The following is a 22,654-nucleotide window of genomic DNA, read 5'->3' as shown; positions in this document are numbered from 1 at the left end:
TTGATCCCAGGGCGCGATCCCTCGTTGCTTTTGGAAAGCGGTTTAGATATAATATGATTCAGGGCTTTTTGTCCCAGACTGCCGCGGCGGAGCGCCGGAGGGCGGAAGGAGCAATGCGAGGTATGAAGCAGCGTGAATGGACGGCCGGGGAGCAAGGCGCTTTATTAGACCGGGTGGGGGTTGCAGCCGGCAGACTGCTGCTGGAGGAGGACTACCCCTTCCTGTGGGCCAACGGGCGCTTCTGCGCCGCGCTGGGCTGCACACAGGCGGAGGTCCCCTCCCGTATGCGGTCGCTGGGGCGGCTCTACGGGGAATACCCCGCCGACTTCGCCGTGATTGAGGCGGAGCTGGCGGAAATGCTGAAAAACGGGGCACAAAGCGCCGCCTGGACCTGCCGGGCCCCCGGGGGGGACGGCGGGGCCGCCTGGCTGCGCATGACCGCCACCCTGGACGGCGGGCGGGCGGACGGCTGCCCCGTCTTTTACCTGGTGCTCACCGACGTGAGCGAACTGGCCGCAAGCTGCGGGGAGAGGGACCGGTATTTCCGGATGATGATGGACGAGTACGCGGGAAACGTCTACATCTGCGACATGGACAGCTACGAGCTGCTCTATGTCAACCGGGAGGCCGCCAGCACGCTGAAGCGCACCAGCGAGGAGGTGTGCGGGCGCAAGTGCTACGAGGTCATACAGGGCCGGACGTCGCCCTGCCCCTTCTGCACCAACGACAGGCTTACCTATGACGCGTGGTACGAGTGGCAGTTTGACAACCCGGTGCTGGAGCGGACCTTCATGATCAAAAACCGCATTGTGAACTGGCACGGGCACAGAGCCCGGATTGAGCTGTCCCACGATATGTACAGCGCGGAGTACAAGCTGGCCCAGAAGGATCGGGAGAGGGCGGCGCTGCTGCGGACCATCCCCGGCGGCCTGGCCCGGCTGGACGCCCGGGACATGAGCACCATCCTCTGGTACGGCGCCGACTTCCTGGAGATGATCGGCTATACCGCCGAGCAGTTTGAACGCGAGCTCCACTCCCAGTGCGGCTACGTCCACCCGGACGACCTGGAGCGGATGCTGGACGGGCTGCGGGGCATCCGGGAGACCGGGCAGCACCTGGTCTACGAGGTGCGGCTGATCCGGCGCTCGGGCGAGCAGCGGATTGTCACCATCACGCTGTGCTACGTGAGCGGGGAGGAGAGCTGGGACGGCATCCCCTCCTTCTACACCATCGGCCTGGACGTGACCGAGGAGCGCACCGAGCAGGGCCGGCAGCGGCGGGCGCTGGAGGAGGCCTACCAGGCGGCCCGGGTGGCAAACTCCGCCAAGACCGACTTTCTCTCCTCCATGTCCCACGATATCCGCACCCCCATGAACGCGATTATGGGCATGACGGCGATTGCCCGGGCGAATCTGAGCGCACCGGACCGGGTGCGGGACTGCCTGGGCAAGATCGACGTGTCCGGCAGGCATCTGCTCAGCCTCATCAACGAGGTTTTGGATATGTCCAAAATCGAGAGCGGGAAAATCGACCTCTCGCCGGAGGACATCGACCTGCCCAAGCTGCTGGAGGGCGTCTACGATATGTGCAAGCCCCTGGTGGCCGAGAAGGGGCAGGAGCTGAAGGTCATCGTCGGGCAGGTGAGGCACGAGAAGATTGTGGCCGACGGGGACCGCCTGCGGCAGGTCTTTATGAATCTGCTCTCCAACGCCGTCAAATACACCCCCGACGGCGGGAAAATCACCCTGGTCATCCGGGAGAAGGAGTCCTCCATTCCGGGCAAGGGACAGTTTGAGTTCGTCTTTACCGACAACGGCATCGGCATGGCCCCGGACTACCTCCCCCATATCTTTGAGCCCTTCACCCGGGCGGAGGACAGCCGCATCAGCAAGATCCAGGGCACGGGGCTGGGCATGGCCATTACCGAGAATATCATCCACATGATGAACGGCACCATCGACGTGGAGAGCGAGCTGGGGAAGGGGAGCCGATTCACCGTGACCGTGCCGCTGCAGTACCATGCCGAGGAGGTGGCCCGGGACGACGAGCTGGCGGGCCTGAGCGTGCTGGTGGTGGACGACGACCAGATCGTATGCGAAAACGCCGCGATGCTCCTGGACGAGCTGGGGATGAGGGGGCAATGGGTCCTGTCCGGCGCGGAGGCCCTGGAGCGGGTGGCGCTGGCCCACGAGAGGGGGGACGGCTATTTCGCCGTTATCCTGGACTGGAAAATGCCCGGGATGGACGGCCTGGAGACCGTAAAGGCCATTCGGGGGGAGCTGGGCGAGGATGTGCCCATCATCATCATCTCGGCCTACGACTACTCCGACATTGAGGACGAATTTTTAAGCGCCGGGGCCGACGCCTTTATCACCAAGCCCCTCTTCAAGTCCAAGATGCTGCATGTGCTGCAGCTCTTCTGCGAGAGCGGCAGGCCGGAGGACGCGGGCGACTGGGAGGAGGAGCCCGCCTCCGGGCTGCTGGGGAAGCGGATGCTGCTGGTGGAGGACAACGACCTGAACCGGGAGATCGCCGCGGAGCTGCTGCAGATGCAGGGCGTCACGGTGGAGTGCGCGGAAAACGGCGCCCGGGCCGTGGAACTGTTCGGCGCGTCCGCGCCGTGGTACTACAACGCCATCCTGATGGACATCCAGATGCCCGTGATGAACGGCTATGACGCCACAGCCGCCATCCGCGCCATGGACCGGGAGGACGCGGAGCGGGTGCCCATCGTGGCGCTGACGGCCAACGCCTTCGTCTCCGACATCAGCAAGGCCAGGAGCGTGGGCATGAACGACCATATTCCCAAGCCCATCGACATGGCGCTGCTGGTCCAGGTGCTGCGGAGATGGACCCTGTGACGGCCCCTCTGTGCGCACCGGATCTGAATGAAAGGTCTTGGACAGCGCGCGCGCCGAATGCCTTCAATTTATGACACTGCCGCGCGTTCCGGGGCGCTTGCCCCGCCAGGCCCTTGCGCTTTCGGGGCCGGGGTGCTAAGATGGTTGCGCGGAGATAAAAACATGGTCCGGTCGGTAATCCGGACGGGCGCCGCCGGCCTGTCCCACCGGTTCAGCGCCTCAGTAACCTGCCCTCCCATGGGTTGTCCCTTCTCCGCAGGCAAATCGAATGGGAGGAACTGAATATGGACTGCGGCTATACAAGGCTCACCGTCTGCTTCGAGGAACCGTTCTGGGTGGCCGTCTGCGAGCGGGAGGACCAGGACGCGCTGGAGGTGTGCAAGATCACCTTCGGCGCGGAGCCCAGGGACTGCGAGGTCTACGGCTTCCTGCTCTCGCACTGGCACACGCTGGCGTTCAGCCCGCCCGTTGCGGCGGCCCCGCGCAGGCCGGACAGGCCCAACCCCAAGCGTATGCAGCGCCGGGCGGCGGAGCAGCTGGAGCGCGCCGGCGTGGGCACCAGGGCCCAGCGGGCCCTCCAGCTCCAACGGGAGCAGAACAAGCGGGAGCGGCGGGAGAGGAGCCGGGACAGGGACAGGGCGGAGGAGGAGCGGAAGTTCCAAATCCGCCAAGAAAAGCGCAAGGAAAAGCACCGTGGACATTAGCACAGATGAAACCGCGTAAGGCGCCCGGGCGGTCCCAATGGACCGCCCGGGCGCCTTACGCGGTTTTGGGGCGGGAACGCCTGCGCCCTCTATGCCCGGCCCGCGCCCTCCCGCTCCCCATCCTCCGGCTCCAGGGGCCTGGAGAGGGGCCCCACGCCGCCGTCGGTGGCGGAGGAGAGGAGATAGCGGTAGATCTGGGGCTTGCGCTTCTCGTAGAGGTCGAGCTGGCGGTAGAGCTCCTTGTACTCGTTGAAGGTCATGCGCTTGGTCTCGATGGTCCTGCGCAGGGTGGCCTGGGTGTTGACGATGCTGGCAGAGCGCTTCCGGTAGTAGTAGAGCGGCTCCTGGACGGTGGCGACGAGCCGGGAGCAGGCGATGTAGTCCAGGTTGAAGAGAAAGTCCTCGCACCAGCTCACGTCCGCGGGACAGCGCAGGTGGTGGGCCTCCACGATGGCCCGGCGGTAGAACTTGTTCCACAGAACCCCGTAGTAGAAATTGGCGGGGGCCTTTACCATGTGCTCGGCGTACTCCTGCCGGGTGAGGACCTGCCCGCCCCGGATATGGCCCCGGGCGGCGCAGCGCTCCCCGTCCACCCGGTAAAACCAGGAGACCGCCAGATCGCACCCGGTGGACTGGGCCAGGCGGAGAAAGACGGCGGTGGCGTCGGGGGCGAGCCAGTCGTCGGCGTCCACAAACTGGAGGTAGGTCCCCCGGGCGTGGTCCATGGCCAGGTTCCGGGCGGCGGAGGCCCCGGCGTTGCGCTGCTCCAGCAGGCGGAAGCGGCGGTCCCCCTGGGCGTAGGCCCGGCAGAGGGCGGCGCCTGCGTCGGTGCTGCCGTCGTCCACCATCAGCACCTCGAAGTCGCGGAAAGTCTGGCAGCGGATGCTGTCCAGGCACCGGCCCAGGTAGGGCTCCACATTATAGACGGGTACGATAATACTTACCATCGGCTGTTCCAAGGGGCCGCACCTCTCTTTACTCAGTTGATACGATTATACCAAAATCATGAGGCGCTGCCAACAGAAAACCGCCGCCGGGGGCCCGGAGCGCCGCAGCCTCCGGGGCGGCGGGATGCCCCGTCTGTCCGGCGCTCCGCCCGCCGGAAGGCGGCCTCCGGCCCTGTCCGAAAAATTTTGTAAAACAGGTGTTGACAAATTAGAATATTTGAATATAATGATATTAGAAAAAACGAATGTGAGGTGAGGAACGTGAACGACTCTCTCGCACTGTACGAGGAGAAGGCGGAGCTTTTGAAGGCCCTGGCCCATCCCGTGCGGCTGCGCATCGTCCGGGGCCTGCTGACCACCGGATGCCACAACGTGGGCTGTATGGAGGCCAACATCGGCCAGTCCCAGTCCTGCATCTCCCAGCACCTGATGCGCCTGAAGGCGGCGGGCATTGTGAAGGCATCCCGTTCCGGCAACGAGGTATACTACGACGTGGACGACCGGGAGCACATTGCGGCCATCGTGGCGGCGCTCTTCGGCGGCAGGAAGGAGGAGGAGCATGGCGTATGACATCGCCGTCATCGGCGGCGGACCCGCCGGGCTGTCGGCGGCGGTCCAGGCCCGGCAGCGGAACAAGTCGGTGGTGGTCATCAGCGGCGACGACCGGGACGGCCCCATCTACAAGACCGAGCGGATCGACAACTACCTGGGCCTGCCCCAGATACGGGGGCCGGAGCTGCTGGAGCGGTTCCGAAAGCACGCGGACTCCATGGGCGTGGAGCGGAAAACGGGCCGGGCGCTGAATATCATGCAGATGAACGGCGCATTCTACATCAGTATCGGCAGCGACATGGCCCAGGCCGGGGCGGTCGTCCTGGCCCCCGGCGTGGCCCGGGGGGTCAAGTATCCCGGCGAGGCGGAGCATCTCGGCGCGGGCGTGAGCTACTGCGCCACCTGCGACGGAATGCTCTACCGCGGCAGGGACGTGGTGGTGGTGGGCAGGTCCAGCGAGGCGCCCGAGGAGGCCAATTTTCTGCAGGAGATCGGCTGCCGCGTCACCTATGTGGCCCCAAGGGAGCCCGAGGGCCTGCACGGCGGCATCCCCTTCGTGAAGGGCGTCCGGATTGAAGTGCTGGGGGAGAAGGCCGTCACCGGCGTCCGGGCGGACGGGCGGGAGCTCTCCTGCGCGGGGGTCTTCATCCTCCGGGCGGCCATCGCCCCCACGGATCTGCTGCCGGGGCTGGCCCTGCGGGACGGCTATGTGGCCGTGGACCGGGACATGGCCGCCAGCATCCCCGGCGTCTTCGCGGCGGGAGACTGCACGGGGCTGCCCCTCCAGATTTCCAAAGCCGTGGGCGAGGGCCTGGTGGCCGGACACCGCGCGGCGGAATACCTTGACAAACATAAATAATCTATTTTTTATTCAGAAAGGAAGCAACGATTATGGCGACTTTGCATTTCAACAAGGAAGGTTTCGACAAGGCGATCTCCGCCGGCGGCATTACCATGGTGGACTTCTGGGCCTCCTGGTGCGGCCCCTGCAAGATGCTGGCCCCCGTGATTGACGATCTGGCGGGCAGGTACGAGGGCAAGGCGGTCATCGGCAAGGTGAACGTGGACGACGAGCAGGCCCTGGCCGGCGAGTACGGCGTGATGAGCATCCCCACCGTCATCTTCTTCAAGGGCGGCAGGGAGATTGACCGCAAGGTGGGCGTGATGCCCGCTGACGCCTATACCGCCATTCTGGACGCAAACCTGTAAAGCCCGTCAAAAATGCCGGAGGGAAATCCCTCCGGCATTTTTTGCGTGTCTGAAGCGGGTGGGAGCAATTGCTCCCACCCGCTTTTCGCCGTCTCTATTCAGCCGCCGCCTGCTGCGCATACTCGAAGAAGGTAATCGTCAGCTTGACGGACACCCCGTCCCGGTCCAGCCGGGGCGCGCCGTCCGTGTTCCGGGCCGTCAGGCTCAGGGCGCTGATGGCACACCGGTAGGGCGAGGCGTAGAGCCGGCTGATGATGCCCCGGGCGTCGGTATAGCTGCCGCAGGAGAAGAGCATGTCGATGGTGCGGCTGGCGATATGCCCCTCGAAGGTGACCGGACTGAACACCAGATTATAGCTGTCGGCGGGGGAGAGGGCGCTGTTGAGCGTCCGCACCACATTCTGCACATTGTCGTATGTGGCGATTTCCGAGACGGTCCCCTGGGGCTCCAGCGCCAGCTGGGCCAGCGCGTCCTCCATCTCCTGGAGGCGCTGGGCCTTGATCTGCTCCACCATGATCTGGGTCTCCGCGTCGGCCTGCCGGATCTGCGCGTCGGCGATGGCGGCGGATACCGGCTGGTGGACCAGCAGGTAGTACCCGTAGGAGACCAGCAGCAGGGCCAGAATCAAAAACAGGATTTTCTCCCGCAGGGTCAGCTTTCTGGTCATCATTGCGCACCGCCCCCTTCCGGGATGAGGGTGATGGTCATGGAGACCGAGGCGTCCGCGCTGGGGGCGAGGGCGTCCCCCGCGTCGGCGGTGTAGAGCTCCACGCCGGCCACGATGGGGCTGTCGTCCAGATCGGCCAGCAGGGCGGAGGCGCCGTCCAAATCGATGCCCACCAGCTGGAGGGAGAGCTGGCTGCCGGAGAAGCTGGCCGAGGAGATGCCCGCCCGGGGCATCAGCCGGGACTCGATGAGCTCCAGCACCTCCATGCAGTCCACCGCGGCTGCGCCGTTCTCCGTCAGGTCGGCGGAGAAGTACCGGGAGTACTCCACACGGACGGACTCGTAGTCGGAATTGTTCGCCAGGAGCTGGTTCAGCAGCGCCTGGGCCCGGGCCGCGTCGGCCTGGGCCTGGTTGGCGGCGCTGAGCCGGTCGATGACCGCAAACTTGGAGAACAGGCCCACGAGAACCGCCAGAATCGCCAGGAAGCACACCACCCGGGAGATCCGCCGGGGCGACCGCTCGCGGATGGCCAGGTTGACCGTCGTCTTGGACGGGTATTTTTTCTTTTTCGTCAGGACCAATGTGCCGCCCTCCTTTACTGCTGGGTGATGCCCACGGCGGCCGGGCAGAGCGCCGTCAGGCCGCTGTCGGCGTTCACCGGGGGCAGCATTTCGTCGATGGGGCGCAGCTCCAGCTTGATAATTTCGCGCAGGTGCTCCAGCAGCAGGGCGTTGTGCGTGCCGCCGCCGCAGAGCCATGCGTGCCCGAGGGCGCTGGAGGGATTGTTGTAGCCGTAAAAATTGATGGCCCGCATAATCTCCACCGCGATGCTCCGGTAGACGCTCTGACAGGCCTCCAGGCCCAGGCAGCCGTTGTGGTCGGCCAGCTTGTAGGTCCGGGCGATATGCTCGTCCACGTTGAGGCTGTCGGCGATGGCGGCGTCCAGCGCGGCCCCGCCCCGGTCCACCACCCGGGTGACCTCAAAGCGGGCGCCCGTGTAGATATGCACCCGCACGGCGCTGTGGCCCAGGTCGATGAAGCAGTGTTCCTGGCCCGCCGCCTTGGGATTCCGCTTCTCGTAGAGGCGGATGAGGGCCGCGTATGCGAATTCCTCCGGCGCGGCCAGCGCCATCTGGAAGCCGGCCCGGCGGAACATCTCCAGGTATTCCCGGATGGTGGACTTGGCGGCCGCCGCGGCCATCAGCTCCATCTGCCTGGGCTCGCCGTCCGGGCCGTACTCCATGTTCAGCAGGGCGTAGTCATAAAAATACTTGTCCTTCTCCTGGGTGATGTAGTCCCGAAACTCGTAGGGCAGGTTGATGCGCAGCTGCTCCACCGTCATGGCGGGCATCACCGTCCGCCGGGTGAAGGCCAGCGCCGCGGGGAGGACCACCGCGCAGCAGCGGCCGGAGATACGGTGCCTGGCCGCGGTCTCCCGCAGGAAGGAGGACATGGCCTCGGGCGAGACCACCTTGCCCTCCCGTACCAGCTGCTCCGGGACCGGCTCGGAGATGAGCCGCCGGATGGAGCCGGCGTCGCAGAGGGCGAACTTGATCTCGCTCTCGCCGATATCGATGCCGATGGGAATTTGTTTCATCGGGAATCAGGCCTTTCCTTGGTCTGGAGCGCCTGCTCACAGGCGCAGAGCGGATTGAAAGCGCGGGCGCGCTGACAGCGGTTATCTAAAAAAACAGCCCCAGATACCAGTCCAGCACGCCCCGGCCCGCCAGCAGGACGAACCACGCGGCGGCGGCCAGGGCGGGGCCGAAGGGGAAGGGGGCGCCCGGCCGGGCCCTGCCCAGAATCAGCGCCAGCCCCAGCCCCAGCAGGCAGGCCGCGATCAGCAGCAGCAGATTCAGTTTCCAGTCGAAGTACAGCCCCAGCATGAACAGCAGCTTGATATCGCCGCCGCCCATGGTCTCCCGCCCCAGGAGCCGGTCCGCCAGCAGCACCAGCGCCAGCAGGGGGAGCGTGACCGCCAGAGCGCCGAACAGCCCCCGGCCCAGGGCCGCCAGGGGCGCGGCGTCGGGCAGGGCGAGGAGCACAAAGGCCCCGATCCCCGCCAGGACCAGCCGGTCGGGAATCCAGCCCTCCTCCAGATCCACCAGGGAGGCGGCGATGAGGAGGGAGAGCAGAACCAGGCCCCGCAGGGCGTCCAGGGTCAGGCCGTACCGGGCCGCCACCGACACGTAGGCCAGGGCGGTGACCAGCTCCGCCGCCGGGTAGCGGGGGGAGATCCGCCCGCCGCAGTAGCGGCACCTGCCCCGCAGCAGCAGCCAGGAGAAGAGGGGAATCAAATCCCGGGCGGCCAGGGTATGGCCGCAGGCGGGACAGTGGCTGCGGCCTTTGGAGACGGCCTCGCCGTGGGCCAGCCGCCAGGCCAGGCAGTTGAGAAAGCTGCCCATGACCAGCCCCAGCAGGGCGGTGAGCAGCAGCAGATAGGCCGTCAGGGCCGGGGAGTCATACAGCAGCACGGCGCAGCCTCTTTCTAAGTAATAAGAGATAAGCAATAGGAAACCGGCAGTGGCGCGGAAGGACTGGGCGACAACAAATCGGAAGCGCGGGCAAGGGGCCTGCCCGAAGGCGGGTCCTTTGCCCCCGCTTCCGCGGGGGGACTGATATATTACTTGTCAGGGAAAGTAACACTGCTGCCATCTCTCTTAGCAGTGTAAGTAACTTTGAATGTATCAGCAGTTGTTCCGGTAACTTCAACCTTTGCACCATCAGCGACGAGGCTATCATCATTGGGGTAGGCAGTTGGGAGCGCGGTATCATCGGTCATGTTAGAGATTAAGCACTCTGCATACCATGCACGAACATTTGCTTGATCGGTGGCTACCTTGGCTTTCTCAAGAGAACTGCTAAAAGTGGGAATAGCAATAGCGACCAGTACAGCAATGATTGCGACGACGACCAAGAGTTCCGCCAGGGTAAAACCTTTTTTGTTTTTGCGCAGCTTGTTTGCCAGGACCGTTTTCATGGGGAATCCACTCCTCTATATAATTATGATTTTGCTCTATATTGACCGGGGTCCTCTTTGCCCGGAGAATATACGGTTACATACCGTTATACATACTGAACATAGGCAGGTAGAGTGCGATGACCAGCACGCCGATAATCGCGCCCATCGCCACCGTGATGGCGGGCTGAATCATGCTCAGCGCCCGCTCCGTGGCCACGGTGACCTCGCTGTCGTAGTAGGTGGAGATGGTGTCCAGCGTCTCCTCCAGGGAGCCCGACTCCTCGCCGACGGAGGCCATCTCCACCAGCATGTCCGGGAAGCATCCGCACTCCCTCAGGCAGTCGCCCAGGCGGCGGCCCTCCTCCAGCCCCACCACCACGGAGGACAGGCGGGTGCCCATATAGTAGTTATCCATCACCCGGGCGGTGGCGGCCACGGAGCGGATGACGGGCAGGCCCGCCGCCAGCATGGTGGACATGGTGTTGGCAAGCTGGCTGGCCCCCTTCATCACGGCCACCTTCCCCAGCGCGGGCAGCCGGAGCTGCAGCCGGGACAGGCGCATCCGCCCGGCCTCGGTGGCGGAGTAGTACTTGAGCCCGATTATCAAGCCCGCCGCAACAGCCAGCAGCAGCGGCCAGCTCCGCCCGCAGAACCGGGAAAACCCGATGAGCGCCCGGGTCAGCAGGGGCATGTCGATATCCATGGAGGAAAACATATCGGTGAAGACCGGCATGGTGAACCCCATGATGAAAGCGATCACCGCCACGGCCAGCACGCACAGGAAGATGGGGTACATCATGGCGGAGCGGACCTTGGCCTTGACCTTGTAGGACCTGTCGTAGTAGACGTGGAGCTTTTGGAAGGCGATCTCCAGCGTGCCGGACTCCTCGCCGGCCCGCAGGGTCTCGATGAGGGTGGAGGGCAGGAGCTTGCCGCCCTTGTTCTCAAAGCTCTGGGCCAGGCTGTAGCCTCCGGCCACATCCTCCGCCACCTGGCTGAGCAGCTTTTTGAGCTGCTTATCGGCCGTCTGGACGGCGATAAGCTCGACGGCCCTCACCACCGGCAGACCGGCGGTGAGGATAATGGAGAACTGGGAGCAGAGCAGGGCCAGGGATTTCTGGCTGATTTTGGAGGGGACGATCTCCTTCTGGAGAAACCCGGCGGCCGCCGTGGCCTCCGAGATGGAGGTGACGATGCGGCAGGTCTCCTTAATCTTCTCCACAGCCTCGAACTCGTCGTAGGCCTCCACCACGCCGGTCACGTTCGCGCCGTCCCGGGAAATGGCTTTGTATTTAAATGCGGCCATCGCATCAGCGCTCCTTTATCCGGGGATGGTTTTTTTCAGGTACTCCGGGTCCCGGGCCCAGGCCCGGGCGGTGGCGGCGGAGATGGTCCGGCTCTGGTACAGCTTGAGGATGGCGTTGTCCATCGTGAGGCTGCCGTCCCTGGCCGAGGTGGCCAGGGTGTTTGCAATCTGGGGGGTCTTGCCCTCGCGGATCAGGTTGCGCACGGCGGAGTTGACCATCAGCACCTCGCAGGCCAGCGCCCGGCCGGCGCCGTCCGCCCGGGGGAGGAGCTGCTGGGACAGGACGGCCTGCAGCGTCATCGACAGCTGCATCCGGATCTGCTGCTGGCGGCCCTGGGGGAAGACGGAGGTTATCCGGTCCACCGAGTCGGCGGCGGAGCCGGTGTGGAGGGTGGCGAAGACCAGGTGGCCGGTCTCCGCGGCGGCCAGGGCGGTCTCAATGGTGTCCAGGTCCCGCATCTCGCCGATGAGGACCACGTCCGGGTCCTCCCGCAGGGCGGCCCGGAGGCCGTCGGCGTAGCTGGCGGTGTCCCGGCCCACCTCCCGCTGGTTGATAACCGCCTTGTCCGGTGTGTAGAGGTATTCGATGGGGTCCTCCAGGGTGACGATGTGGCCGCCCCGGCGGTGGTTGATGTCGTCCAGCAGGGCGGCCAGGGTGGTGGACTTGCCGCTGCCCGTCTCGCCGGTGACCAGCACGATGCCCCGGCGCAGCCCGGTCAGGCCCGTGACCGCGGGGGGGAGGCCCAGCCGGTCCAGCCGGGGGATCCTGTCGCTGAGCAGGCGGACGGCGGCGGACACATGGCCCTGCTGCCGGAAGAGGTTGATGCGCACCCGGACGCCGCCGACGGTCCGGGCCAAATCCAGCTCGCCGCACCCGCGGATGGCTTCGGCACAGCCGCAGGACAGCGCGTCGGCATAGGCCTCGCAGTCCTCGTGGGTCAGGGGGGCCGCCCCCTCCAGTGCGGAGAGCGTCCCGTCCACCCTCAGCTGGGGGGGCAGGGAGCAGACCAGATGGAGATCGGACGCGCCCCGCTCCGCGGCGGCGGCGATCAGCGCGTCCACAGTATATTCGCTCATCAGCTATTACCTCACAGATCCGCGGAGTTGATGACCCGCAGGGCCTCCCCCACGGTGGTGACGCCCTCCAGCACCAGCCGGCGGCAGTTGTCGGCCAGGGAGACGAAATCGCTCTGGCCGATGAGGGCGCGCAGACGCTCCCGGTCCAGCCCGTCGGCGATGCCCCGGCGCAGCTCCCGGCGGATGGGCAGGATTTCAAACACGCCCGTCCGGCCCCGGTAGCCGGTGTGGAAGCACATGGGGCAGCCCACGCCGTGGTAGAAGGTGTGGCTGCCGTCCAGCCCCAGGGACTCCAGATCGGCCTCGGGAGGCGTATATTCCCGGCGGCACTGGGGGCAGACCCGCCGCACCAGCCGCTGGGAGATGACGCCCCGCAGGGCGCCCGCAATCAGATAGGGCTCCACGCCGATGTCCAGCAGGCGGTCGATGGCGGCGGCGGCGTTGCTGGTGTGGACGGTGGAGAGGACCAGGTGGCCGGTGATGGCGGCCCGCATGGCGATGCTGGCGGTCTCGCCGTCCCGGATCTCGCCCACGGCGATGATGTCCGGGTCCTGGCGGAGGATGGAGCGCAGGCCCTCGGAGAAGGTCATGCCCGTCTTCTCGTTGATCTGCACCTGGCTGATGCCGTCCAGGTGGTACTCCACCGGGTCCTCCAGGGTGACCAGATTCACCTGCTCGGTGTTGAGCTGGCGGAGCATGGTGTACATGGTGGAGGATTTGCCCGAGCCGGTGGGGCCCACAATGAGGAGGACGCCGCTCTGGGCGGTCATGAGCTCATTGTACTTGGCGAGGTCCAGTCCGGCAAGGCCCAGGGCGGCGGTATCCAGAAGCTGGACGTTCTTGTCCAGCAGGCGGATGACGAATTTTTCCCCGTAGATGGTGGGGAGGGTGGACATGCGCAGGTCCACCTCGCCGTGGCGGACGGTGATGTTGGCCCGCCCGTCCTGGGGGACCTTCCGCTCGGCGATGTCCATGCCGCCCATGACCTTCAGCCGGGAGATGACCGAGGACTGCAGGCTCTTGGGCACGGTGAGGATGTTGCGCAGCAGGCCGTCAATCCGCATCCGGACCCGTACCTCGCCCTCCTGGGGCTCCAGGTGAATATCGCTGGCCCGCTCCACCACGGCGCGCTCAATGATGGAGTTGACCAGCCGCACGGTGGGGGCGGACTGTACGTCGCTGTCGAGAATGCTGACGCTGCTGACGGGGGCCGCGTCGCTGTCACGGGCCTCCCGCTTCATGTCCTCAATGGCCCGGGCCGCGCCCTCGTTGCCGTAGAGGGTCATAATGGCCCGGGACACCGCCTCGCCGGTGGCGATCATGGGCACCACCCGCTTGCGGGTGGCGGTTTTGACCTCCTCCACGGCGACGAAGTTCAGCGGGTCGCTCATGGCCAGATAGATGGAGTCGCGGTCCACGCGGACCGGGACCACGTCGTACTTCCTGGCGATGTTTTTGGAGAGCACCTGCGCCATCTCCGGCGGGGGGACGGTCTTGGAGAGGTCGATGAACTCAATGCCCAGCTGGAGCTCCAGCGCCTCGATAAGCTGCTGCTCGGTGATAAAGCCGTTTTCCGTCAGAATGTCGCCCAGGCGCTTTTTGGAGCCCTTCTGCAGCGAGAGCGCGCGGTCCAGCTCCTCATGGCTGATAAGGCCGATATTCATCAGCAGATCACCCAGGCGTTCGTATGCCATGTCCGCAGCTCCCTCCCCGGGCGGCTCCCAGTTACAAGTATCAAGGCGAAAAACCAAATTTTTTTCTAATTATACTCGTCCGCCCTTCGGAATGCAAGGAAAATCACAGGAAAGCGCAGGGATTCCACAGAAGATGGTTTTGTTTACATTTCGGCTCATTGATGTTATATTGAAGCACAAGAGAAAAGATGTCGGCAAGGGGTGAGCGGATGTGGGTAAACGCGGCGGCAGGGGCCGGGCCGGCTTTACCATGGCGGAGATGCTGGTGGCCGTCGGAATCCTTGTGATTCTGCTGGGTGTGGCAATACCGTCCGTCGTCTCAATCCGGGCGAACCTGAAAATGACCGAGCTGGACGACTGCGCCAGGGAGATTTTCGCAGCCGCCCAGAACCGGCTGACCGCCCTGCGCTCCGCCGGGGCGCTGGACAGCCTCAACGGGACGCAGATGGAGCAGCCGGGGGACTTCGGCGTCACCGGACTGGATTGGGGCGGGGGCAGGGGCTACCGCTACGTCACCCAGGACGGGGCCGGCGCGCTCCTGCCCGCCGGGTCCATCGACGAGACGGTGCGGGGCGGCTTCTACATCATTGAGTACAACCGGGAGACCGCCATGGTCTACGGCGTCTTTTACGCCGAGGCGGAAATAACCGGATACCCCGGCGGATTACCGCGGGAGGACAGGGGAGAGCGCAGGACGCATTCGCCCATGCTGGGCTACTACGGCGGCTCCGCGGTCAAGCGGCCGGAGATCGGCCAGTGCGATCTGCCGGACTTCTACATTTTGGACGACGGGGAGAAGGATCAGTTCTACGTCAAGCTGATACCGGCCCAGGCGACGGAATACACCGTTACCGTGGCGGACGCCGGCGACCCCGGCAAAGCGGCGGTATTTCGCTTCCGGGATAGCGATCAGAGTCAGGTTTGGAACCGATACCCGGGCCTGCTGACGTATGAGACCGGAGACGGCGCCGCTTACTATAAGCTCCTGCTGGACAGCCTCGAAAGCGGAAAACAGTTTCAAGCGCTGTATTCCGGCAGCGGGATCGCGCCGGGGGCCGACCTGTGCGTGACCGTATCGGTCGCCGCCACCGGCACGGATAAGGCCGACTGGCCGGGCGCGGAGAGCAATCGGTATGCAAACAGCCTGTTCGGCGGCAGAGAAGGCGGGACGGTGGATGTGGCCAACAGGCGCCACCTGCAGAATCTGAGCCGGGCGTTCTCCGGGGTGGAGGCGGGGGTCGCCGCCGCCGTCCAGAACAAAGAGATTATCTGGGACGGCGCCGGAAATTTTCAGCCGATTGTCAACCAAGCCCTGACTGCCTTTGACGGGCGGGGGAACAGCATCTCGGGCCTTTCCATCCAAAGCGATGGGGGGAACGGGGGGCTTTTTGCCGAGATGAGAGGCGGAGAGGTGGCCAACGTCCGCCTGAAGAATATCTCCATCTCGGGGGCGTCCGGCTCCACGGGGGGCCTGATTGGGTACGCCCGGAATACCACGGTGGAAAACTGCCAGGTCTATGCCGAGGGGGATTTCGCCGGGCGCCGGATCACCGCGGCGGGGGCGGTGGGCGGTCTGATCGGCGCCGCTGATGGCTGCGAGATTAGGAACTGCTCCGCCAGCGTGCCGTCCGTCGTTGCCACGGGTGCGGGCAGCACCGCGGGCGGCCTCGTGGGGCTGCTGACGGGGGGCGGCGTCTTGAACTGCTATGCCGACAGCGGCTGGCTGGACGGCGGAGTGTGGCAGGGCGGCGTCTCCTCCGGGAGCAACGCCGGCGGGCTCGCTGGCACGGCGCTCGGCAGCGCCGATGTGAAAAACTGCTACGCCCTGGGACAGCTCAAGGGCGACGTGGCGGCGGGCCTGCTGACCGGCGGAAGCGACGTACAGATAACGGACTGCTACAGCGCCGCCCGGTTCGCCCCGGGGAGCGGCAGAACCTACGGCCTCGCCCCGGGCGGGTACGCGTTCAACTCCTTTTATTGGGATGGGTCCGAACCCAGCCAGAGCGCCGACGGCTTCGGCAGGGCGCTGACCTACGGCGAGCTGAAAACCTGCTTTGCCGCCAACGGCGGCGCATGGATTGCCGCCGCAAGCATGACCTCAAAGCCTTACGGCGGCACAGGCGGCTATCCCTTCCCGGGGCTGAGGGGCCTAATCCACTACGGCGACTGGCCCGCCGAGCCGGAGCCCGAGGATGACGGCGCGTTCAAGGGGGTCGTCTACTATGAAGCGTACAGCGACGGCGCCTACGGCCTGGCGGGTCTCGCAGGCGGGCAGTACGTGTCCACGCTGAAGGGCAACGAGGTATCCATTATCCACGCGTCGTACGGCATTCTGGCCTCAAGCGGCGGCGCCGCCCCGGATAAATACTACTATGTGGCTGACGGCGCCACCCTTACCAATCTGTTCGCAGCCGCGATACCGCTGGAGGAGGCCGGAGTCCTCTATCCCTTTACAGACGAGACGCTGAATATCCTCTCCAAGAAAACCAATTCCGGCCGCTATGTGGCTCTGGAGCAGAAAGAGGAGGGCTTCTGGTCGGGGAAGCTGGCGGCAACCTATTATTTTAACCCCCTGTTTGCGAAAACTGTTGTCAGCGGGGAGGACGTCGGTAAGCTGGGCACCTCGGACTATCCGTTTGAGCTGAGGACTCAGCCCCAGATTTCCAATATGAGCATTCAGGCGGGCGGCAATTCCTATTGGCTCCAGACCCATGATATCCGGATGGAGCAGTGGACCTCTGTCACCCCGACGACCTGGAGCGGCAGCGTGATAGACGGCGGAGAAGGCCAGAAGATCACAGGGCTGGACCAGCCGCTCTTTGCCGGCATAAATTATGGCGTCACGGTGCGGAACATCCGTATCGAGCGGGCGGATATGACTCTGAATGGCGGCAGCGGCGGCATTCTGGCCGAGCTCAACAACGGTTCCGTCCTAAACTGCACCGTGGCCGACTCCTCCATCAGCGTTCCCAATGGCGCGGCCGCCGGGCTGGTGGGTCAAAACATAAACGGCAATATAAGCTTCTGCGGGGTCGACGGCGTGAGCGTGAAGGCCTCCGGCGGCATGGCCGCCGGGCTGGTGTGCGAGAGCAGGGACGGCAAAATCGTCAACTGCTTTGCGGCAAACGCCGAAGTCGCCGCGCCGGAAGGCTCCGCCGCCGGACTGGTGGGCGGCGTCGTCAACGGTGCAGTCCAGGGCAGCTACGCCGACAACCATGTTTCCGGCAGGCAGGCTGCGGGCTTCGCCGTCAGCAGTACCGGCGCCATCAGCGACTGCTATGCCCTGCTCAGCGTGGAGGCCGCCGACAGTGCAGCCGGCTTCCTGCTGGAGAATTCATGGGGCGGCAGCCTGTCCCGGTGCTATGCCGCGCTCTCCTCCATCTCCGGCAGGGAAATCAACAATTTTATGTACAAAAGCGGGTCCCTGAATATCGGAAGCTGCTATTATCTGGAGCAGGAGGACCTGAGCGCCAGCACCAGGGCCGAGGCCGGCGTGCCGATGAGCTATGACGAGCTGAGCGCCCTGAATCTGGGCGCGTCCTGGACCAAGGCCACCGCCGCCCGGTCCCATCCGGAGTCCGCCTCCCTGAAGGGCAAGACGTACCCCTTCCCCCTCATCTCCGCCCTGGACCACTACGGCGACTGGCCCCTGAGCGACCTTGCCAATCTGGAGATGGCGTACTATGAGGTCTATCGGGAGAAGAACGGGCGCTACACCATCGCGTTTTATCATCCCGGCCTGGGGCTGGATGAGTCGCAGCTGCGGGACGACCTGCCCATCATCCAGGACGGCTATGCGCTGCTGTTCCGGGAGGACGGGAAAAACAGCAATCACTACAACGGCATCCCCTTCCCTCAGCTGACCAATGAGAAATACCTCACTGCCAGCTGGCGCAGCGGAGCCGGCACCGTGCTCACCAGAAACTACCTGAAGACCGCCGCGGAATTTACCTATCATGACGCCAAGAAGAACATAGACGTGGAGTATGGAGGGAAGCCGCTGGGCAGCGGCAAGACCATCAGCCTCACCAAGGACGGCGTGCAGGCGGAGTACCTGCCCCTGTTCCTCTCCGGGCGGATGACGGTGTCCGCCGGGACGGCGGAGCGCCGCTTCTACCAGTACCTGACCGTCCGGGACGCCGCGGGGCGGGAGCGCACCTTCTGGTACAGCCCCCACTTTGCCAAGTCGGCCATTGCGGTCAACCAGGAGCCGTCGGTGGAGGGCGGCGTCACCGCCTGTATCCGCACGGAGCGGCACTTCGCCTCCCTGGCGGCCCAGGTCAACAGCGCTTATTGGGGTGCGCAGCGCACCTACGTGCAGGAGCGGGATCTGGATCTGGGAGAGGACTGCCGGTATACCACCACCTATTTCGACGCCAACCTGACCGCCGACGCCAGCTATCAGCCGTACCGGGTGCTGACCGACCCCATCGGCTCCGCCGCCGTGGAGTTCCAGGGCGCTTACCATGGCAAGGCGGCGGAAGGGGAGGACGGGGAAAAGTCCCGGAGAACCCTCGCCAATCTGACCTATACCGCCGCCGACGGCTCCGGTGTGTTCGGCTATGTGAGGAACGCGCAGATTACCGGCCTGACGGTGGAAAACGTATCCGTCAGCCACCGGTCCGGCACCCGGGCTGGCGGGCTGGCGGGCAGTGTCAGCGGTGCGGAGACCGTTCTGGAGAACATTGAAGTAAAGCGGGCCGAAATTACCGCCGGCGCTCTGGCCGGCGGCGCGGTGGGACGGCTGTCCGGTGGGACGGTGGCGGATCTGGAGGTGACCGGCGCGGCGGTCGCCGCATCCCGCCTGGCCGGCGGCGTCTTCGGCCAGATCATCAACGAGGCGGCGATCTCGCTGGAGGGCGACATTGAGCTGGAGGACGCCCGGGTGAGCACCCTCAGCGAAATCCCCGCCGTCGGCACCAGCAGCGACCGGAACATCACCTTCGGCACCGGCGGCTTTGCCGGGGCGCTCATCCTGAACACCCGCGGCGGAGGGGCGGTCTCCCTGGAGGAGATCTCCGTGGAGGATACCAAGGTGACGGTGGAGGGGATGACGGGCAGCAAAAACCTGATTGGCCACGGCGGCGCCGCCTTCATCGGCAACCTTTATAACGACCGCAAGGACGCCGTCCTGACCCTGGGCAGTGTGGAGCTGGACGGCTGCGAGGTCTATGCCTCCGGAGCGGAGGGGGAGAGCGCCTACGGCCTCTTCTTCGGCCGCATCCGGGCGCTGTGCCCCATCACCCTGACGGAAGAGAGCCTGGAGGCGGAAGACTGCGCTCTGTTCTGGAGCGGGGAGACCGGCGGCGCCGGCGGCGCGGCTTTCGGCGGATACATCGGCTCGCTGGCAGCCGGCGCGGGCGCGGACAGCACCAACAAGCTGATCGTCACCCTTCCCGGCGGGAGCCTCGCGGGCGTCAGTCTGGACCTGAGCCGTACCGGGACCGCCGACGTGGGCGGCTTCCTGGGCCGTCTGGGCGGGAATACGGTGCTTTTGGGCGCAAATACAGTGCTCTGCGGTAAAAATGAAGAAAGCGGGATGCTCTCCGTGACGGGCGGCAGCGGCGGCACCGGCGGCTTTGTGGGCGCCAGCGCGGGCATCCTTTCCGACTGCTCCGTGGACAATGTGAAGCGGGTCGAGGGCTGGGGCGATACGGGCGGCTTTGTGGGCAGCATCACCCAGGGCGAAATCCGCAGCTGCGACGTGCGCATGTCCGGGTGGCTGAAGTCGCGGGGCTCCCAGGGCGGGATTGTGGTCTCCGGCCACGGGTCGGGCGGCACCGGCGGCTTCGCAGGCTCCCTCACGGGCAGAGAGGCCGATATCCTGGAATGCTTCGCCGCCGTCCCGGTGAGCGGGGAGAAGGGCGGCACCGGCGGCTTTGCCGGGCAGGTCGTCTCCGGCCGCGTGGAGCAGAGCTACGCCTCCGGGCGGGTAGAGGCTGAGGGCGGCCTGGTCGGCGGTTTTGTGGGCCATACCCTGAAGGGGAGCGGGGAGGGCGGGGTAATTCCGCTGCTGACGGGCTGCTATGCCGCAGGAAACGTGACGGTGTCCGGCGAAGGAGCCGCCGCCGGCTTTGTGGGCCGCTCCGACGCGGGGACGATTCTGTCCGCCTACTCCGTTGGCACGGTGACCGTCCCGGACGGCGCACGGTCGGGCAGCACCGGCGGCTTCCTGGGCGAGGGCGTGGGCCTGGCCGCCGAGGAGACCGAAAAGAACCATATCCTGGCCGCGATGGCGACCTTCTACAATGTGCTCCAGACCACCAAGGTCATCAACCGGATGGACTCCTCCGCCACCGCCGAGTTCCACGACGACGGGAGCGTCACCTTCAACGACGACGACTGCAGGAGCGTGACCGAGTACCTGGCCGACAGCACCATCCAGATTGACTCCAACGTCGTGGGCGAGGAGCGCCTGGTCAAGGGGGAGTGGGACCGCGGCACCGGGCTGGTCAAATCCCCCGGCGGCGCGGTCACCTGGAACGTGGTTCAGACCATGCAGCGCTACCCCGAGCTTCAGGACGGCACCTGGATGGCCCGCAGAGAGGGGAAGGACATTGTGGTGTACTGGTGCACGGAGGACCTGGAGGCGTACGCCGGGAAGGCCGAGGCCGGGAAAAGCGCGCGTATTCCGGCCTACCGCTATGTGAACTCGGAGCAAAAGTATTACGAGGGCTTTATGAATGTGGGGACCTCCAATGCCTATGGAACGCGCTACTACGTCCTGAAGGCGGACCCGCCGATGGATTGGAAGCCCCACGACATGCCCGCCACCATGACCATCAACGGCTATTTCCGGTATACCGAGCCGGGCGGGGCCGGCGGGGCGGTCAACTACGGCGCCGGCGCGCCGGGGGCCGACCCTTACTGCGACTACGGGTACATCGGGATTACCCGCTGGACGGACGGGGACTTTGCCAAAGCGGAGAACCGGCTGAAGGCCTTCCCCTCCATGGGACCGGCCCTGGAAAATATGCTCTACTACCAGAGCCGGGAGAAATACCCCTATCCCGCGCTCTCCGGCGCGGGCTGCGGGACGAAGCCGTTTACCCACTGGGGGAGCTGGTGGAAATAAGAGGGAGAGGAGGCGGCCCCATGAACTGCCTGCGGGCCAAACTGAAGAGCGAGAGGGGGGCCTCCATCCTCCTGGCCATGGTCTTTTTTCTGCTTTGCCTGACAGTGGGCGGCGTAGTCCTCACCGCCGCCACCGCCAGCGCGGGCCGGATCGCAAGCCAGCGGCAGACCCAGCAGGATTACCTGACCGCCTCCTCCGCGGCGGAGGCGCTGCGGGATATCCTGAATGAAACCAGCTTTACCATCACCGCCACCACGACCGTGGTGACCGGCGCAGACGGCATTCCCCGCGAGGAAAGCATCGTGTCCCGCAACCTGGAAACCGCCGAAACGAAGGCCTTACAGCCCGCGCTGGCGGCGGCGGCCGCTGCTGTTTCCAAGGGGGAAACGGCATCTCCGGTCGAGCTGACGATAGAGGCGGAGGGGCTGGACGATGTGTCCGCCCGCCTCACAGTCAGCGACGGTCTGGGGGATGACAAATACACCGTCACCGTGACGCTCAGCGTCGGCGACGGGACGGACGGCGGCCGTCAGAGCGTGACGCTGACCGTCCCCGCCGCCTCGGCGTCCCACGATGAGGAGCGCCATGTGACGGAGAACGATCCGGCCACGGGTGAAACCGTGCAGACGGACACCTACCGGTCGGTCGAAAAGATTACATGGCCCAGGGGCGCCATCACAAAGGGGGCCGCCGCATGAAAAAGCTCAAAAGCAAACGGGGCGAGACCCTGACCGAGACCCTGGTGTCCATCCTCATTATCGCCATGGCCTCGGCCCTGCTGGCCACGATGGTGGGGGTCTCCGCCCGGCTCACCAAGCGGGCCGAGGCGGCAGACGCGCAGTTCTATGAGGAGCTGAGCGCCGCTGAGGCGGGCCGCGGAGAGGACGGGGACGCCGCGATTACGCTGACCGTCGGCGGCAGCAGCGGAGAATTGCCGGTTGTCATCTCCGGCGGCAGCGGCGAGCTGAAATCCTACCGGCTGGCCGGCGTGGAGGTGGCGCCTTGAGAAGGAAGCTCCGCTCCAAAGGGGGCTTCACCCTGACGGAGCTGCTCACCGCCGTGGCGATTCTGGGCCTGATTGCGGCGGCCCTGGGGGTCGGCCTGCCCACGGCCGTCCGGGCCTACCGCCAGGTGACGGCCAGTGCGGAGGCCCAGGTTCTCTGCTCCACCCTCTCCACCGCCATCGCCGACGAGCTGCGGTATGCCGCCGCGCCCAGAGAGAACGGCGGCGCGGCGCAGTTCGACAGCGCCGCCTTCGGCCGCAATGTGTCCTTCGGCACGGACGGCAGCGGAAAAATAACCATCGGGGGCCTGCCCCTGGTGGGGGACGGGGCCTATACCAGCGGCCTGGGGGCCGACGCCGAGGTCAGCTATCGTCAGGCGGACGGCCTTTTTACAGTGCGCCTCGTCATCACGGACGCTCAAGGCCAAATCCGCGCCCGGTCCGAGCTGACTGTGGACCCGCTGAACGTGGAATAGAGCCGGAACGGGCCGGGACCTTCTGAATAGGTCCCGGCCCGTTCCGCTCTGATTCCATATGGGCCGCTCTTTCCTTTTGCGGCCGAATGCGCTATAATGTACCCGTTATGCGCCGGGCCGG

At 65.5% G+C, this 22,654-nt stretch carries 18 protein-coding genes; 9 read left to right on the top strand and 9 right to left on the bottom strand.

Annotated elements, in window-relative coordinates:
- Window positions 1-122 precede the first annotated feature (122 nt).
- Window positions 123-2,861, top strand: a complete 2,739-nt coding sequence (locus H8S62_RS11060; protein ID WP_186919356.1) for a PAS domain-containing hybrid sensor histidine kinase/response regulator — start codon at window positions 123-125, stop codon at window positions 2,859-2,861.
- Window positions 2,862-3,145: 284 nt separating this feature from the next.
- Window positions 3,146-3,565 carry a YjdF family protein gene (locus H8S62_RS11055; protein WP_186919354.1) on the top strand — a complete coding sequence of 140 codons (420 nt, stop codon included), beginning with the start codon at window positions 3,146-3,148 and terminating at the stop codon, window positions 3,563-3,565.
- An 89-nt stretch (window positions 3,566-3,654) separates the two neighbouring features.
- Here H8S62_RS11055 and H8S62_RS11050 read toward each other — a convergent pair whose 3' ends face one another.
- Complete coding sequence (locus tag H8S62_RS11050; RefSeq protein ID WP_186919352.1) at window positions 3,655-4,524, bottom strand: glycosyltransferase family 2 protein; 870 nt, start codon at window positions 4,522-4,524, stop codon at window positions 3,655-3,657.
- Window positions 4,525-4,773: 249 nt separating this feature from the next.
- Here H8S62_RS11050 and H8S62_RS11045 point away from each other — a divergent pair, with 249 nt between their 5' ends.
- From H8S62_RS11045 to trxA, 3 genes are read left to right on the top strand one after another with little or no spacing between them, the layout of a single operon-like run.
- Complete coding sequence (locus tag H8S62_RS11045; RefSeq protein ID WP_186919351.1) at window positions 4,774-5,082, top strand: metalloregulator ArsR/SmtB family transcription factor; 309 nt, start codon at window positions 4,774-4,776, stop codon at window positions 5,080-5,082.
- Window positions 5,072-5,923, top strand: a complete 852-nt coding sequence (locus H8S62_RS11040) for an NAD(P)/FAD-dependent oxidoreductase (protein WP_155149576.1) — start codon at window positions 5,072-5,074, stop codon at window positions 5,921-5,923. The genes H8S62_RS11045 and H8S62_RS11040 overlap by 11 nt, the downstream gene beginning before the upstream one ends.
- 32 nt (window positions 5,924-5,955) lie before the next feature.
- On the top strand, window positions 5,956-6,273 hold the full coding sequence (gene trxA, locus H8S62_RS11035) for a thioredoxin (RefSeq protein WP_155149574.1): 318 nt from the start codon (window positions 5,956-5,958) through the stop codon (window positions 6,271-6,273).
- 94 nt (window positions 6,274-6,367) lie between these two features.
- Here trxA and gspM read toward each other — a convergent pair whose 3' ends face one another.
- The 8 genes from gspM to H8S62_RS10995 all read right to left on the bottom strand — a co-directional run bounded on the left by gspM (window position 6,368) and on the right by H8S62_RS10995 (window position 13,979).
- Window positions 6,368-6,943 carry a type II secretion system protein GspM gene (gene gspM, locus H8S62_RS11030; RefSeq protein WP_155149573.1) on the bottom strand — a complete coding sequence of 192 codons (576 nt, stop codon included), beginning with the start codon at window positions 6,941-6,943 and terminating at the stop codon, window positions 6,368-6,370.
- Window positions 6,940-7,521, bottom strand: coding sequence for a hypothetical protein (locus H8S62_RS11025; RefSeq protein WP_186919349.1), 582 nt, complete (start codon window positions 7,519-7,521; stop codon window positions 6,940-6,942). The genes gspM and H8S62_RS11025 overlap by 4 nt, the downstream gene beginning before the upstream one ends.
- Window positions 7,522-7,535: 14 nt before the next feature.
- Complete coding sequence (pilM, locus tag H8S62_RS11020; RefSeq protein ID WP_155149569.1) at window positions 7,536-8,537, bottom strand: pilus assembly protein PilM; 1,002 nt, start codon at window positions 8,535-8,537, stop codon at window positions 7,536-7,538.
- An 85-nt stretch (window positions 8,538-8,622) separates the two neighbouring features.
- Window positions 8,623-9,414: a prepilin peptidase gene (locus tag H8S62_RS11015; RefSeq protein WP_207723508.1), complete on the bottom strand. Its 792-nt coding sequence runs from the start codon at window positions 9,412-9,414 to the stop codon at window positions 8,623-8,625.
- A 149-nt stretch (window positions 9,415-9,563) separates the two neighbouring features.
- Entirely contained in the window at window positions 9,564-9,920 is a 357-nt protein-coding gene (locus tag H8S62_RS11010) for a prepilin-type N-terminal cleavage/methylation domain-containing protein (protein WP_186919347.1), read from the bottom strand.
- Window positions 9,921-9,996: 76 nt separating this feature from the next.
- Window positions 9,997-11,208 carry a type II secretion system F family protein gene (locus H8S62_RS11005; protein ID WP_155149563.1) on the bottom strand — a complete coding sequence of 404 codons (1,212 nt, stop codon included), beginning with the start codon at window positions 11,206-11,208 and terminating at the stop codon, window positions 9,997-9,999.
- 15 nt (window positions 11,209-11,223) lie between these two features.
- Window positions 11,224-12,285 (bottom strand): type IV pilus twitching motility protein PilT, encoded by a 1,062-nt coding sequence (locus H8S62_RS11000; RefSeq protein ID WP_186919346.1) that lies wholly within the window; start codon window positions 12,283-12,285, stop codon window positions 11,224-11,226.
- A gap of 11 nt (window positions 12,286-12,296) precedes the next feature.
- Complete coding sequence (locus tag H8S62_RS10995) at window positions 12,297-13,979, bottom strand: GspE/PulE family protein (RefSeq protein WP_155149558.1); 1,683 nt, start codon at window positions 13,977-13,979, stop codon at window positions 12,297-12,299.
- 211 nt (window positions 13,980-14,190) lie between these two features.
- Here H8S62_RS10995 and H8S62_RS10990 point away from each other — a divergent pair, with 211 nt between their 5' ends.
- From H8S62_RS10990 to H8S62_RS10975, 4 genes are read left to right on the top strand one after another with little or no spacing between them, the layout of a single operon-like run.
- Entirely contained in the window at window positions 14,191-21,054 is a 6,864-nt protein-coding gene (locus H8S62_RS10990) for a GLUG motif-containing protein (RefSeq protein WP_186919345.1), read from the top strand.
- 20 nt (window positions 21,055-21,074) lie between these two features.
- The gene (locus H8S62_RS10985; RefSeq protein ID WP_155149555.1) at window positions 21,075-21,752 is read left to right on the top strand and encodes a hypothetical protein; all 678 of its coding nucleotides are present in this window, start codon (window positions 21,075-21,077) and stop codon (window positions 21,750-21,752) included.
- Complete coding sequence (locus tag H8S62_RS10980) at window positions 21,749-22,060, top strand: type II secretion system protein (protein WP_186919343.1); 312 nt, start codon at window positions 21,749-21,751, stop codon at window positions 22,058-22,060. Before H8S62_RS10985 ends, H8S62_RS10980 begins: the two co-directional genes overlap by 4 nt.
- Entirely contained in the window at window positions 22,057-22,533 is a 477-nt protein-coding gene (locus tag H8S62_RS10975) for a type II secretion system protein (protein ID WP_207723507.1), read from the top strand. The genes H8S62_RS10980 and H8S62_RS10975 overlap by 4 nt, the downstream gene beginning before the upstream one ends.
- Window positions 22,534-22,654 lie beyond the last annotated feature (121 nt).

Origin of the sequence: Lawsonibacter faecis (assembly GCF_014287675.1) — a bacterium.
Taxonomy (GTDB): Bacteria; Bacillota; Clostridia; order Oscillospirales; family Oscillospiraceae; genus Pseudoflavonifractor; species Pseudoflavonifractor faecis.
This window is presented reverse-complemented; position numbering and strand designations above follow the sequence as displayed.

Coding starts and splice junctions, on each gene's coding strand:
- H8S62_RS11060 (WP_186919356.1), top strand. CDS start 123: ATGAAGCAGCGTGAATGGACGGCCGGGGAGCAAGGCGCTTTATTAGAC.
- H8S62_RS11055 (WP_186919354.1), top strand. CDS start 3,146: ATGGACTGCGGCTATACAAGGCTCACCGTCTGCTTCGAGGAACCGTTC.
- H8S62_RS11040 (WP_155149576.1), top strand. CDS start 5,072: ATGGCGTATGACATCGCCGTCATCGGCGGCGGACCCGCCGGGCTGTCG.
- trxA (WP_155149574.1), top strand. CDS start 5,956: ATGGCGACTTTGCATTTCAACAAGGAAGGTTTCGACAAGGCGATCTCC.
- gspM (WP_155149573.1), bottom strand. CDS start 6,943: ATGATGACCAGAAAGCTGACCCTGCGGGAGAAAATCCTGTTTTTGATT.
- pilM (WP_155149569.1), bottom strand. CDS start 8,537: ATGAAACAAATTCCCATCGGCATCGATATCGGCGAGAGCGAGATCAAG.
- H8S62_RS11010 (WP_186919347.1), bottom strand. CDS start 9,920: ATGAAAACGGTCCTGGCAAACAAGCTGCGCAAAAACAAAAAAGGTTTT.
- H8S62_RS11005 (WP_155149563.1), bottom strand. CDS start 11,208: ATGGCCGCATTTAAATACAAAGCCATTTCCCGGGACGGCGCGAACGTG.
- H8S62_RS11000 (WP_186919346.1), bottom strand. CDS start 12,285: ATGAGCGAATATACTGTGGACGCGCTGATCGCCGCCGCCGCGGAGCGG.
- H8S62_RS10995 (WP_155149558.1), bottom strand. CDS start 13,979: ATGGCATACGAACGCCTGGGTGATCTGCTGATGAATATCGGCCTTATC.
- H8S62_RS10985 (WP_155149555.1), top strand. CDS start 21,075: ATGAACTGCCTGCGGGCCAAACTGAAGAGCGAGAGGGGGGCCTCCATC.
- H8S62_RS10980 (WP_186919343.1), top strand. CDS start 21,749: ATGAAAAAGCTCAAAAGCAAACGGGGCGAGACCCTGACCGAGACCCTG.